Here is a 16054-nt window from a genome sequence, read left to right on the forward strand (position 1 = left end):
AAAGGGGCACATCCCTGTGCCCTAACTGCATCCCTGCATCACATAGCGATTACGCCGTGTGGTTTTGGTGCGGTTGTTGCAGCAACTCCTCCAGAGAAACGTTGACGCCTTCCAGCGTAATCAATTGAGTCGCGCTGTAACCCGTACCGGTACCATCACGGTCAATTGAGAGCACCGTATTACCTTCTGAAGTATGATCCACTTTCACGAAATCATTAATATTACTTGTGGAATCATTCCAGCCGATAAGCAAGTTACTGACATCAATTTTGTCGCCTTGCGCAACATTGAAGTCGGTCCAGGTATCGTGACCGTTCCCGCCGGTGGCATCAGCAGTCGCCAGTAAGTGATACACCAACGTATCTGCGCCGGCACCGCTGGTGATGGTGTCGTCGTAGGCACCTCCGCTAAGGGTGTCAGCCCCCGCTGTGCCTGTGATGGTTGGATGTAACTCAATGGTGAACGACTGCGTGGTGATGGTGCCATCGTTCGCCGCCAGCGTATAACTGAACACCTCTTTATGCGTGATGGATTGTCCATCCACTCCCGCATTCAGCGAATAGGTGTAGCTACCATTGGCGGCAATACTCAGCACACCGAAGTCTCCGGCAACCGACGTGCTGCCTACGCTGTTAACCGTGGTGATATCACCGTGTTCATTAGTGATACTCAAGGTTCCAGTGTGCGTCCCCGAGGCAGAACCGTAGATGCTACCGCTGGCGTCGTGGTCACCGCTGGTGGTTTCAGCAAACAGGCTGTTTGCTGCCAGCAGCGTGGTCGCCGATGCCCCATTGTGCAGATTCACCGTCAAACTGGCCGAGGTCACCGTACCGCTGGCATCACGCACTGAGTAGGTGAAGGTATCCGCTGTTGGCAAGGTATCGATATTCAGCCCCGCCTTCAGCGCATAGGTGTAGTTACCGTGCGAGTCGATGGTTAAGGTGCCGTAGGTGGTATTGATCACGGTATTACCGTTAGCCGCCACTGCACTCCCCGACACGGTGGTGATGGCAGCACTTGCCGGGATGGTCCCCGCCACAGAACTGGTGTCGTTAGTCAGCAGGTTACCCGTCACGGTTGCGGCTACCGTCACCGCCAGCGTGGTGAAATCTGACACCGTACTGATAGTGGTGGTGGGCAGCAGGCTAACGCTAACGTTTGAACCGATGACAACGGCATAAGTGCCCGTTCCCAAATTGCTATAGGTCACGTTCGCGCCCGTTTGCGTACCCAGTGAAATCAAGCCGGTAGAGAGATAATTGCCTCGCGTGTTGATCAACAACCAGGTGCCGTTGGTCTGCTGCTCATAGAGATACATTGAGTAGGTCGAGATCAAACTGATACCGGCAACCGAACCGTTGAGCGTTACCGTGCGCGTGTCATCTGTTCCGACGTTAAAGACATAGGCATTGCCGTTGGTCAGCACACTGGCGTTCAGTATGCTGCCCAGCCCCACATTGGCGAGCGCCACATGTGAAACGCTGGTTGTGCCATTGTTAATCGTCGCCTGCGTGGTGCTGTAATCCACCTCGTTGGTGTCATTGTTGGCAACAACACGAATCGCCCCGAGTAATGGCGCACTGGATGAGACGTTACCCGCACGGTCTGTCTGAATAACTGACAAACTTGCGCCCGTAGTCTGGGCGGTAGTCAGGTTAACCGACCAGGTGCCACCCGCGCCGACCGTCGCGGTACCGATTGAGGCACCGTTGGCATCACGCACCGTCACCGTGGCGCCCACTTCGCCGCTACCTGTCACCACGCTGCCGGCATTATCAATTGCCAGAGCGCTAACTGCGGCAGGCGGTACCGTATCCACGTTGACCGTAACCGCAGTATTCGCGCTAACGTTGCCCGCCGCATCGGTGACCGTCACGCTCAACGGATGTGCGCCGTTTGCCAGCACCGCAGTGGTGAAGGTCCAGGCTCCGCCGGCCCCCACCGTCACGGAACCGAGCGCATTGCTGCCATCGAAAATGGTCACAATCGCGCCCACTTCCGCGGTCCCACTCAGCACTGGCGTGGTGTCACGCGTGTACGCGCCATTGGCTAACGTTACTGGCGTGCTGCCGGCGTCGTCGGTAATGGTGAGCGTACTGGCGACAGGTGCCACGGTATCGATGGTCAGCGTCGTCGAAACGGTTGGGCTAACGTTGCCCGCCGCATCGGTGGCCGTCACGTTCAGCGTATGTGGACCATTATTTAACGCCGTGGAGATAAAGCTCCAGGTGCCGTTGCTGCCCACCGTGGTCGTGCCCAACAGCACCGCGCCGTCGTAGACGCTGATGCGTGCGCCTACTTCTCCGGAACCGGTTAAGAGCGGCGTACTGTCGTTGGTAATGCCGTTATTCGGGATGGTGACCGCGGTGCTGCCGTTATTGTTAGCCGCGACAAGATTGGTCACCGCCGCCGGCGCCACGGTATCAATAATCACCGACGCCGAGGTGGTGCCGCTGACGTTGCCAGCGCCATCGGTCACCGACACGCTAAGAGGATGCGTGCCTTGGGTGAGCGCGGCGGTGGTGAAGCTCCAGGTGCCGCCGCTACCCACTGTTACGGTGCCCAACAGATTGCCGCCGTCGAAAATCGACACTCTGCTGCCCACTTCCGCCGTGCCGCTCAGGGTTGGCGTGGTGTCATTGGTAGCGCCGCCGCTTGGCACAACGGTATTGGTGACATCATTGGTGATCACCAGCGTTGAGGCCGTTGGTGCCACGGTATCGATCACCACGCTGGTCGCCGCTGAACGCGGTCCAACGTTACCGGCGGCATCCGTTACCGTGACGCTCAGCGGATGGGTGCCGTTCGCCAGCGTAGGCGACACAAAGCTCCACACGCCCTGGGCGTCAGCAACGGCGGTACCCAGCACCGTGTTGTTATCGTAAACGGTAACAATGCCGTTGGCTTCGGTGGTACCACTCAGCGTTGGCGTCGTGTCGTTAGTGGACGCGCCATTGGCCACCGGGGTGTTGGTGATGTCGTTGGTGACAACCAGATTGGTTACCGCCACCGGCGCGGTGGTATCAACAATCAGCGTGGTGGTGACTGGCGTACTGACGTTACCGGCCGCATCCGTCGCGGTGACGCTGAAGGTGTGTGCACCCTCCGCCAGCGTCGCGGTGGTGAAGCTCCACGCCCCGTTACTGCCTGCGGTTACCGAACCAATTGGCGTACCATTTTCACGGATAATGACCAAACTGCCCGCTTCAGCTGTGCCGGAAAGCGCAGGTGTACTGTCGTTGGTACGCCCGCCCTCGACAATCGGCACAGTGTTGCTGCCGTTGTTGTTAGCCGCTGCCAGCGTGACTGCCGCTGGCGGTGTGGTATCGATGATCACCGTTGCAGTGGTTGTACCGCTCACGTTACCCGCCGCATCGGTCACCGTGACACTGATCGGATGCGATCCCTGATTCAGTGCGCTGGTGGTGTAAGTCCAGTTGCCTGAACCGCCTACCGTCAAGCTGCCCAGTATCAAGGATCCATCGCGGAGGGTCACAATGCTGCCGGCTTCCGCCGAGCCGCTCAGGGTTGGCGTGGTGTCATTGGTTGCACCACCATTCGGCACGACGGCGCTGGTGACGTCATTGGTGATCACCAGCGTTGAGGCAGTTGGTGCCACGGTATCAATCACCACGGTCGCCTCCGCTGAACGCGGTCCAACGTTACCGGCGGCATCCGTTACCGTCACACTCAACGCGTGTGACCCGTTCGCCAGCGTTGGCGACACGAAGCTCCACCCACCCTGGGCGTTAGCAACAGCCGTACCCAGCACGGTGGTCCCTTCGTAAACGGTGACAATGCCGTTAGCTTCAGTGTTACCACTGAGCGTTGGCGTATTGTCATTGGTGGCACCACCGTTCGGCACTACCGCATTCGTGACATCGTTGGTGATCACCAGATTGGTTACCGCCAATGGCGCGGTAGTATCAACAATCAGCGTAGTGGTGACGGGCGTACTGACGTTACCGGCCGCATCCGTCGCGGTGACGCTGAAGGTATGTGAACCGTCAGCAAGCGTTGCAGTGGTAAAGCTCCATGCGCCGTTGCTGCCCGCAGTGACCGACCCAATTGGCACACCGTTCTCACGAATAATCACCAGGCTGCCCGCTTCGGCCGTGCCGGAAAGCGCTGGCGTACTGTCGTTTGTGGTGCCACCCGCCGCAATCGGCACGGGCGTACTGCCGTTGTTATTAGCGGCCCCCAGCGTCACAGCGGCTGGCGCAGTGGTATCGATGGTGATATTGGCGGTGGTAGTGGCGCTGAGATTACCGGCAGGATCCGTCACGAAGACGTTCAGCGGATGTGAAATGCCCGCCGCTAGCGCCGTTGTGGTGTAGCTCCAGTTGCCTGTTTCTCCCACCGTCAAGCTACCCAGTATGGTTAAGCCATCACGAATAGTGACGATGCTACCCGCTTCGGCTGAACCACTCAGCGTTGGCGTGGTGTCATTGGTCGCTCCACCGTTCGGCACGACCGCACTGGCATCATTGGTCACCACCAGCGTTGAGGCGGTTGGTGCCACGGTATCGATCACCACATTGGTCACTGCTGAACGCGGTCCGACGTTGCCGGCGGTATCCGTTACCGTGACGCTCAGCGGATGAGCACCGTTCGCCAGCGTAGGCGACTGGAAGCTCCACACGCCCACCGCGTTAGCAATGGCCGTACCCAGCACGGTGTTGTTTTCATATACGGTAACAATGCCGTTGGCTTCGGCAGTGCCGCTCAGCGTTGGCGTGGTGTCATTGGTCGCACCGCCGTTTGCTATCACGGCACCGGTGACATCATTGGTGACCGTCAGATTGGTCACCGCCACTGGCGCGGTGGTATCGACAATCAGCGTGCTTGTGACAGGCGTGCTGATGTTGCCCGCGGTATCCGTCGCGGTGATGCTGAAGGTGTGAGTACCTTCAGCCAACGCGGCAGTGGTGAAGCTCCAGGTGCCGCCGCTGCCCGCCGTAACCGACCCAATCGCCGTGCCGTTTTCACGGATAATGACCAGGCTGCCCGCTTCGGCAGTCCCTGAAAGCGCTGGCGTGGTGTCGTTGGTTCTGCCGCCTTCCGTAATCGGCACCGCAGAGCTGCCGTTGTTATTCGTCGCCGCCACAGTCACGGCCGCCGGCGCGGTGGTATCAATAATCACCGTGGCGCTGGTGATATCGCTCACGTTACCCGCCGCATCAGTGACGGTGACGGTCAGCGCATGGCTGCCTGTCGTCAACTCCGCCGTGGTATACGACCAATTGCCCGTGCCATCCACCGTCAGGCTGGTTAACTCCCCGTTGCCATCGCTAATCGTCACGATGCTGCCGACTTCGGCGCTGCCGCTCAGGGTTGGCGTGCTGTCATTGGTGGTGCCGCCATTCGGCACGGCGACGCCGGTGACATCGTTGGTGATCACCAGCGTTGAGGCGTTAGGTGCTATTGAGTCAACTGTCAGCGCCAGCGGTGCAGAACGATCGCTGATGTTACCGGCCGCATCGGTGACCGTCACGCTCAGGGCATGTGCGCCCTGACTAAGGGTTGGCGAGTTGAAGCTCCATTCTCCTGTTCCGTTGGCAATCGCGGTACCAATAACGGTGTTGCCATCGTAGATGGTCACGCGTCCATTGGCTTCAGCCAAGCCATTCAGTATTGGCGTGCTGTCGTTGCTGATGCCGTTAGTAATCGGTACCTGTATTCCGCTGCTGTCGCTGTTGGCCTGAAGACTGGTGGCCACCGCAGGCACCGACGTATCAACGGTGATGGTGAACGGATCGGATTGCGCACCGCCATTGACTGCGATGGTGATGGCATGCACTCCTTCATCCAGCGCCGCTGGCGTCAGGCTCCACTGCCCACCGTCCCCCGCCGTGACGTTGCCAAGCACCTCACCATTGTTGTAAACGGTAATGATCTCACCCGCCGTGGCTAATCCGCTGATCACTGGCGTGCTGTCTTTAGTGAAGGCACCCTCTTGCAGGCTCACTAATGTACTGCCGCTGTCGTCGGTGATCTCCAGCGTGGTGCTGGCTGGCGGTAGAGCCGCCTCAATATTGAGCGTAAAGGGTTCGCTGGCATCACCGATATTACCGGCTTGATCGGTAACTGTGACGGTGAAGCTATGTGGACCGTTGCTCAGTTGGTCAGGGGTAAAGCTCCAGCTGCCGTTGGCGGCAACCGCGGTACCCAGCAAGGTGGTGCCATCATACACACTGATGATTTCACCATTCACGGCGCTGCCACTCAGCGTCGGCGTGCTGTCGTCAGTGGTGGCACCCGGTAACAGATTACCCGGCGTGCCGACATCATCGCTGACTACCAGATCGCCCAGCGCAATCGCCGCTGGCGCCACGGTATCTACCGTGATGGTGATCGGCCCGCTTGGCTCGCTGGTGTTGCCTGCCGCATCGTTGACCGACACGCTGAAGGCATAGCTGCCATCGGTCAGGTTAGCGGTTTCAAAGCGCCATTCGCCGTTTTCGCCCACCGTGGTGGTGCCAATCACCACGCCATCCTGAATCAGGTTAATGGTGGTGCCTGCCACACCGGTTCCGCGCAACTCAGGCGTGCTGTCGTTCGAGAAGCCGCTGTTGTCCACCACCACTGGCGTGGCGTTGGCGTTGTTATACACCTCAAAGCTCGACACCGGATCGGGCGCAACGGTATTCACGGTAACGGTGACGGAGGAGGTCGCGCTGACATTACCCGCGTCATCCGTGACAGTAATATTCAGCGTATGCGTCGCATTCGACAGCGTGTCGGTGTTTAACGTCCAGCGGCCATCCTGCCCGACGACTGCCGATCCAATTGGCGTTGTCGAATTACCATCGTAAACCGTGACAAGAGCGCCAACCTCAGCTGCACCGCTGAGTGCCGGCGTGTTGTCATTGGTAATGCCGCCATTGGCAATCGTGACAGGGAGATCAACATTGTTGTCGTTCTGCAATAGCAGATCGCTAACCGGCTCAGGTGCCGTCGCATCCACCACCACCGTAAATCCGGTGGAAGGCTGGCTAACGTTACCCAGTTCATCGGTAACGATCGCGGTCAGCGTATGCGAACCGTCGGTGAGCACTGGCGTGTTGATACTCCAGAGGCCATCGACATTTGCCGTGGTGGAAGCAATTAGCGTTGTGCCATCGTAGATGGAGATCAGGCTATTCGCCTCGGCAGTACCGGTCAGCAATGGGGTGTTGTCATTGGTGGTGGCACCTTCCGTAATCGCGACAGGGCTGCCGCTACTGTCATTGTTCGCCACCAGCGTCGCCGGATCCGGTATCTCAGCATCCACGGTGAAGGTCAGCGGAGGGCTGGCTTCACCGGTGTTGCCTGCCACATCGGTGACCGTGACGCTCAGGCTATGATCGGCATTGCCTAACAGCGGCAGGTTAAAGCTCCACTGACCATCATCGCCAACCGTGACGCTGCCAATTTCTACACCGTTATCGCTGATCCTCACCAGGCTACCCGCTTCGGCAGTACCTGCCAGCAGCGGTGTGTTGTCGCCAGTGGTGCTGCCATTGGTGATAGCGGTTGGTGGATTGTTGATGTCGTTAGTGAGTGAGATATTGCCCGCCACTTCCGGTGCCGTCGCATCCACATCCACGCCAATGATCGCTGGCGCACTGACATTACCGGCAACGTCAGTGGCGGTGACACTCAGGGTATGCAGGCCATCTAACAGCGCACTCTCTAGCGTGAAGCTCCAGTTCCCGTCACTGTCAACGCGAACAGAACCGAGTTCAGTGTTTCCTTCGGAAATGGTGATAATGCTGCCGACTTCGGCCACACCGCTCAGCGTTGGCGTGTTGTCATTGGTAAGTCCACCGTTGGGAATGTCTGCGTTGGTGAGATCGTTGGTTAGCGTCAGATTGGTGACCGCTTCCGGCGCTATCGTATCAATCGTGACGGCAATGCTGGCGCTGGCGCCACTGGTATTGCCCGCCGCATCGGTGACGGTAACGCTCAGATTGTGCGTGCCGTCGGTCAGGGTGGGTGAGACGCTCCAGTTGCCCTGATCGTCTGCCGTCACCGTTCCCAGCACCGTGGTACCGTCCAGCAAAGTAATAATGCTGTTTGGCTCTGCGGTGCCCGCCAACTGCGGTTGATTATTATTAATGGTGCTACCCGGTTCGATCGGCGTATCCACATTAATCAGCTGAACATCTGCCGCGACGCCAGGTGCTTCACTGTCAACGGTAAAGGTCACAGGATCCGAATTGGCGCTGGTATTTCCCGCCGCGTCGGTAACCGTCACGCTCAGGATATGTTCTCCCTGCCCGAGTGTGCTGGTATAGGTCCAGTTGCCATTGCCCCCCACCACCACAGAGCCAATCGCTTCCTGCCCATCATAAAGGGTAACAAGCGCGCCAGGTTCCGCAGTACCGGTGAGTTCCGGCGTGGTGTCGTTGGTAAATCCACCCTCAGCAACCGGTATCAGCGTTGTACCATCGTTATTGTTCACTACCAGATCGTTCACGACATCAGGCGTGACGGTATCAACTGTAATGGTGAGCGCGGCGGAGTTTGGACTGACGTTGCCCACCTCATTGGTCACCGTGATACTCAGCGCATGGCTGGCATCAGACAGCACCGGGGTGGTGAAACTCCAGTTGCCCTGTGCATCGGTGTTCGCGGTACCCAATGCCGTTGTGCCATCGTAAATGGTTATCACGCTGTTAGCCGTCGCCGTGCCGCTCAGAACGGGAGTGCTGTCGTTGGTTGAAGCGCCATCGGTAACCGGAATAGCCGGTGTCTGGTTGTTGTTGTTCAACACAAAATCAGGCGCGTCAGGCACCGCCGTATCAATGTTAATCGTCAGCGTGTTACTGGCCGGACTTTCATTACCCGCGGCATCGGTGGCAGTGGCGCTTAAGGTATGGGGTCCATCGCCCAACGCTATGGCTGGCGTAAAGCTCCAGCTACCATCAATCGCGCTGGCCTGCACCGAACCGATTGGCGTCTCACCATCATAAATGGTGACCAGACTACCCGGTTCTGCCGAGCCCGCCAGTGAAGGCGTTGTATCATTGGTCAGACCGGTAATAGGTTCACCGGCGTTGTTGGTTGCAGCCAAATCAGCGATAGCATCTGGCGCGGTGGTATCCACCTCGAACACAATCGCACCTGATTCTGGCCCCACATTGCCTGCCGGATCGGTCACCGCCGCCGTCAGGCTGTGATCGCCCTCCTGCAGAGCAGGATCCGGCGTGAAGCTCCAGTTACCGTTGGTGCCAACGGTGGTGCTACCAATTATTTCGCCGTTGTCACGGATGGTAATGACACTACCGGCATCCGCTGTGCCACTCAGCACTGGCGTGGTGTCATTGGTCGCACCGTTGGTGGGAATCGGTACCGCCACACCGCTGGCGTCATTGCTGAGTTGCAGATTATCGACTTCACCCGGTGTGCTGGTATCGACGATGACGATAACCGCCGTGGATGGCGCGCTGGTGTTGCCCGCCGGATCGGTCACGGTGGTGGTCAGGCTATGGCTGCCTTCACTCAGCGGCTCAGCCGGCGTGAAGCTCCAGTTGCCCTCGCCATTAGTAATGGCCGTACCAAGCACGGTAGCGCCATCGGTCACCGTTACCGTGCTGCCCGCTTCTGCGGTGCCGCTCAGGGTTGGTGTGGTGTCATTAGTGGAGCCGCCCGCCGCGATTGGCGTACCGGCATCATTAGCGAACTGCAAGTCGCCCGCGACAGCAGGCGCTTGCGTGTCCACCGTGAACGTGAGCGGTATTGAAGGTTCGCTCACATTACCCACCGAATTGGTGACGGTGGTGGTCAAACTGTGATCGCCCTGACTCAGCGCTGGCGTAGTGAAACTCCATGTTCCATCAGCGCCTACCACCGCCGTACCGAGTATGCTTGTCCCATCCAGAACAGTGATGATGTTGCCCACCGCTGACGTCCCGCTCAGCACTGGTGTGGTGTCGTTCGTTGCGCCGCCCGCCGCAATAGGCAGCAGATCGGTGCCTTCATTGTTGTTGAGTGCAATACCGCCAGAGGCCGGAGGCAGTGAGGTATCGATGTTGAACTCAATCGGATTAGAAGCCTGACCTACGTTGCCGGCCGGATCGGTCACGGTGGTGGTGAGGCTATGGAAACCATCATCAAGCGGATCGGTAGGCGTGAAGCTCCAGCTACCATCACTGCCTGCGATGACCGAACCAATTGGCGTATCGTTATCCGAAACAATCACCAGGCTACCCGCTTCCGCGCTGCCACTGAACACTGGCGTGGTGTCATTGGTGGTGTCACCAGCAGCGATCGGCACCGGGGTGGCGCCAAAATCATTATTCAGCTGCAGATTGCCTGCCGCATCCGGTGCCACGGTATCCACTACCACGACAATCGGTGCCGTCGGCGCACTGGTGTTACCCGCTGGACTGGTCACGGTGGCCGTCAGGCTGTGGCTGCCCTCGTTCAGTTCCGGCGTGGTAAAGCTCCAGTCTCCACCGCTGCCAACAGTGACGGTGCCGAGCACGGTGCCACCGTCGGAGACAGTAATAATGCTGCCTTCAGGTGCACTGCCGCTCAATACCGGCGTGTTGTCGTTGGAGGCATCACCCGAATTGATCGGCACCGCCGCTCCGCCCGCATCGTTGTTCAGCGCCAGATTGGTGGGTGCGTCCGGTATAGTGACATCAATGTTGAAGGTCAGAGGCGCAGACGGATCACCGGTGTTTCCTGCCGTGTCGGTTACGGTGGTGGTCAGACTGTGTGCACCTGCCTCCAGTGTCGGTGAGGTAAAGCTCCAGTTACCGTCGTTGCCCACGATAGCCGTACCCAGCTCGACATTGTTGTCAGAAATGGTCACGATGCTGCCCGGTTCCGCGCGGCCACTCAACACGGGTGTCACATCGTTAGTCGTTCCGCCTTCGGTCACTGGCACCAGCGTGCCGGTGCTGTCATTACTGAGTTGCAAACCGGTCGCTACGGCCGGTGGCGTAATATCCACAATGACAATCACCGCCGACGACGACGGGCCAACGTTGCCAGCCGTATCGGTGACGGTGGTGGTGAGATTGTGCGTCCCTTCACTGAGCGGATCGGTTGGCGTGTAGCTCCAGTTACCATCGGTGCCCGTAATAGCCGTACCCAGCACGGCAGTACCGTCGCTAACTGTCACGGTGCTGCCCGGTTCGGCGGTGCCGCTGAGGGTTGGCGTGGTATCGCTGGTACTGCTGCCCGCAGCAATGGGTGTGCCGTCATCACTGCTAAATTGCACATTACCTGCCGCTGCTGGCGGTAGAGTATCGACGGTCAGTGTAATCGGCGTTGACGCCGGGCCGGTGTTGCCAGCCGGATCGGTGACGGTAGATGTCAGGCTGTGATCGCCATCGCTCAGCGGTGGCGTGGTGTAACTCCAGCTACCGTTGTCGCCCACCGTAGTGGTGCCGAGCACGGTGGTGCCATCAGAAATGGTGACCGTACTGCCCACCTCGCCGGTGCCGCTCAGCGTTGGCGTGTTGTTATTAGTGCTGCTGCCTTCTGGAATCGGAACGCCTGAGCCATCAGTTACCCCAACATCACCAGGCGCGTCAGGGATCGAGGTATCAACCGTGATGTTGATGGTTGGCGAATCGGTAATCTCGCCCGTGGTGGCGTTGGTGGCCGTTGCATGGAAGGCGTAGGTGGCATCCGTCAATGCGTCTGGCGTGAAGTTCCACTGACCATCACTTCCCGCAACGACGCTGCCAATCACCGTGTCCCCGTTGTACAGCGTAATCAGATCGCCAGCCCCCGCCTGCCCGCTTAGGATCGGCGTGGTATCGTGCGTGCTGGCATTGTTTGCCAGCTCCACTAACGTGCTGCCGTTGTCATCGGTTACGACGATCAGGCTGTTGGTGGTCGGAACACCGGCATCGACATTGAGGTTAAAGGCCGGCGAAGGCGCGCTTACATTGCCTGTCGCATCGGTTACGGTGGTGGTCAGACTGTGTAGCCCGTTGGTCAGCGCGGCATCTGGCGTGAAACTCCAGCTACCGTCATTACCCACCGCCGCCGAACCCAGTAGCGTGGTGCCATCATAAACACGCACCACCGATCCCGCTTCGGCACTGCCCGTTAGCGTTGGTGTGCTGTCATCGGTGGTGGTACCCGACGTCAGCACGCCAGTGCTGCTGCCGACGTTATCCGTTACGGCTAGCCCTGTCACTGCCGCTGGCGCGGTGGTATCCACGCTGAAAGCGATCGGTGCTGTAGCCAGACTGACGTTACCCGCCGCATCGGTTACGGTGGTGGTCAGACTGTGATTGCCATCAGCCAGCGTTGGCGTGGTGAAGCTCCAGTTGCCATCGCTGCCCACCGTTATGCTACCCAACACGGTGGTGCCATCAAAGATAGTGACCGTGCTCCCCGCCTCTGCGCTACCGCTTAGCACTGGCGTGGCATCATTGCTGGCGCTGCCGGCTGTTATCGGCTGGGTGATGTTGCCAGCATCATTGGTGAGTTCAATCGCGCTCGCCGCATCCGGTACCACGGTATCAACGATGATATTGATGGTTGCGGTATCCGTGACGTTTCCATTGGCATCCGTGATGGTGCCGTGTAAAGCATGCGCGCCGTTGGTCAGGTTGCGGACATAGAAAATCCACTGCCCATTGGTGTCGGCAGTTGTGCTGCCAAGCAGCGTGTCACCGTCATACAGGGTGATAAGGTTACCTGCGCCAGCCAGACCGGTTAATACCGGGCTGTCATTGCTGGTGCTGGCACCGTCAGTAAGCTGTCCAACGGTGTTATCATTTTCATCGGTGACTTCCAGTGAAGCCGTGGCGGGCGGAACATCGGCATTAACGTTAACAATCACTGGCGGCGTTGCAGGACCGACGTTACCCGCCGTATCCGTTGCGGTGACGGTGAAGCTGTGCTGGCCATTGCTCAGTGTTGGCGTGGTGAAACTCCAGGATCCGTTCGTTCCCACACTGGTAATACCCAGCAGCGTAGTGCCGTCATACACGCTGATAGTGTCGTTTGGTTCGCCGGTACCGCTCAGGGTAGGCGTACGGTCGTCGGTAATATCACCGGAAGTCAGCGGCCCTTGGTTAGCACCCACATTATCGGCGATGGTTAAATCAGCGACGGCGACTGGCGGCGTAGTGTCCACGGTCAACGTAATCGGGTCCGACGCCGGACCGATGTTACCCGCGGGATCGGTGACGGTGGTGGTGAGGCTGTGTGCGCCCTCACTCAGCGTGGGTGAGGTGAAACGCCAGCTGCCGTTGCTGTCTACTGTCGTGGTCCCCAACACATTGGTGCCATCCAGTATCGTAACGGTACTGCCCGGTTCGGCGGTGCCGCTTAAGCTTGGTGAGCTGTCGTTGGTGGTTCCTCCCGGCTCAATCGGTACCACGGTGCTACCGCTGTTGTTGCTCAGCTGCAGGTCGGTTGCCGCAGCAGGCGCGACATGGTCGATAGTGATGTTGAGGGTGGCCGAATCCGTAGTGATGCCATTGGCGTCGGTGGAGGTCGCACGGAAGGCGTAAGTGCCGTCGTCCAAAGGTGAGTCTGGAGTAAAGTTCCATTGTCCATCCGCCCCTGCAATTGCGGTGCCCAGCAGCGTGGTGCCGTTGTATAACTCGACGGTCGCCCCCGCCGATGCCAGACCGCTGAGGGTGGGAGTATCATCCTGGGTGCTGGAACCATCCGGCAGCACGCGCAGCGTACTGCCGGTGTCATCGGTGATCTCCAGCAAGCTGGTGGTGGGTGGAACACCGGCCTCCACAGTAAACCCAAATTCGGCCGAGGCGTCGCTCACGTTGCCCGCCGCATCGGTTACGGTGACGGTCAGTGCATGAGCGCCGTTATTCAACGCCGGGGTGGTAAAGCTCCAGGTGCCATCATTACCGACGGTAACGCTGCCAATCAGCGTTTGCCCATCATAAATTTTGACGATTGCGTTCACCTCGCCGCTACCGGTGAGGGTCGGCGTGCTATCGCTGGTGGTCGCCCCCGCCGTTATCGGGCTATTGGCACCGCTGGTGTCATCGTTGACCAGCAGATTGCTGGCAGGCTGGGGCGCCTGGGTGTCCACAGTGAAGGTAATTGGGCTGGATGCTGGCCCTTCGTTGCCCGCAGCATCGGTCACCGTGGTCGTAAGGCTGTGGCCGCCTTCAGCCAGCGTGGGTGAGGTAAAGTTCCAGGCACCGTTGCTGCCAACGGTGGCCGTACCCAGCACGGTATCGCCATCACGGACCGTGACGGTGCTGCCCGGTTCAGCCGTACCACTCAGCACTGGCGTGACATTGTTGGTCGCGCCCCCTGAGGCGATCGGTTGCAGGACACCGCCGTCGTTATCATTCAGGATCACACTCGCGGCCTCAGCCGGTGCGACGGTATCGATCGTGATGGTGATAATTGGCGTTTGAGTAACATTGCCGGAGGTGTCAGTGACTGAAGCCTGTAGCGCATATGTGCCGTCAACCAGCGCGGCCGGGGTAAAGGTCCACTGACCATCGCTGCCTGCAACCACGCTGCCCAGCACCGTGGTCCCGTTGTAGAGGGTGATCAGCGCGCCCGCCGTTGCCAAACCACTCAGGGTCGGCGTGGTGTCTTGCGTGCTGGCGCCGTTGCTGAGCTGAACCAGCGTGTTGCCGGAATCATCGGTGATCTCGAGTGACGTGGTAGCGGGCGGAATACCGGCTTGAATATTCACCCCATAGGCTTCAGACGCAGGGCCGACATTACCCGCCACGTCGGTCTGCGTAACAGTGAGGCTGTGATTACCGTTGGCCAACGCCGGTGTCGTGAAACTCCAGGCGCCATTGGCATCCACAATTGCCGTGCCGAGCAGCGTTTGCCCGTCATACACGCTGATAATAGCGCCGACTTCACCACTACCACTGAGTGTTGGCGTGTTGTCATCGGTAGAGGCACCATTGGGTACCGAGCCTGTATTACCGCCGGAATTATCGCTCAGCGACAAGCCTGTGGCAGCGACAGGTGCCACGGTATCCACGGTGAAATCCACCGGATTGGTGGCAGCGCTGGTGTTACCCGCCGCATCGGTGACGGTGGCCGTCAGGCTATGTTGCCCATCCGCCAGCGCAGGCGTGGTAAAGCTCCAGCGCCCATCTGCACCCACGGTTACCGTACCCAGCAGCGTGGTGCCATCGTAAATACTGACAATGGCACCGGCTTCTGCAGTGCCGCTGAGCGTTGGCGCGTTGTCATCAGTGATAGAACCCGCGTTGATTGCGCCCTGATAGGGCCCAACGGCATCATTAATGACCAGATCGCTGATGGCCGTTGGCGGCGAGGTGTCGTCTCCTCCGGGATTTGAAGGATTGGTTGGGGTAGTAGGGTCGGTCGGATTCGTGGGGTTACCCCCATTATCGTCACCCGGGGTGGTTGTTCCGCCACCGCCACCACCACCGCCGCCAGAACCGGCAACCAACGCACCAATACCGGCCAGGGCCGCACCACCGATACCGAAGGCGGCAATGGTGCCGTCATTGGTGGTGTTTTCCGCTAACAGACCTTCGGTGCTATCGATTGAGACGTAATGGAAACCTTCAGTGCCGGGATCTTCTACCCACCACATCGCGCCGCGATCGTCCTGCAGAACCAGATCGCTATCGCCGTTCGGACTGTAAAAATTATGAATAACAACAACTTCACCAGACTTTGTGGTGACGACTAAATCATTACCATTGCGTGTGAAAGACTTAATATCAGATTGATTAAGATGCAACTTCACTACACTAGGAGCGGTTAAATTAACTTGATTACCACTCAGCTCAGAAGCAATGGTCCCACCTTTGGGGGTTACTGAGATATTATTCATGTTATTGAGATCCCGCGGTTTCCATATTCACGCCCGGCATCTACAGATACCGGCTTTTACAGTGAATAATCACAATGATTATTCACTTCTTCTCTGGAGCGATCTCATACAGGCTTAGGATGAAATCGCGTTGAGTTTCATTGAGCCGCCATCCTGATAACTGATTGGTTTTATTTCTCAAAATAACCACGGGGAAGCGTGTTTTATTCTCAATCGGCCGGGCACAAAACACGTGAAATGTCTGGAGTCCGGTCTTTGACATATTTTTATCCCCGAGGGAGA

1 protein-coding gene is annotated in these 16054 nt (G+C 58.6%); it reads right to left on the bottom strand.

Annotation, left to right across the window (positions count from 1 at the left end):
* Positions 1-49 precede the first annotated feature (49 nt).
* Positions 50-15772 (bottom strand): Ig-like domain-containing protein, encoded by a 15723-nt coding sequence (locus ACRQ84_RS11425; protein ID WP_483816108.1) that lies wholly within the window; start codon positions 15770-15772, stop codon positions 50-52.
* Positions 15773-16054 lie beyond the last annotated feature (282 nt).

Source organism: Pantoea sp. E2023-21 (assembly GCF_051302795.1).
Taxonomy (GTDB): domain Bacteria; phylum Pseudomonadota; class Gammaproteobacteria; order Enterobacterales; family Enterobacteriaceae; genus Pantoea; species Pantoea ludwigii_A.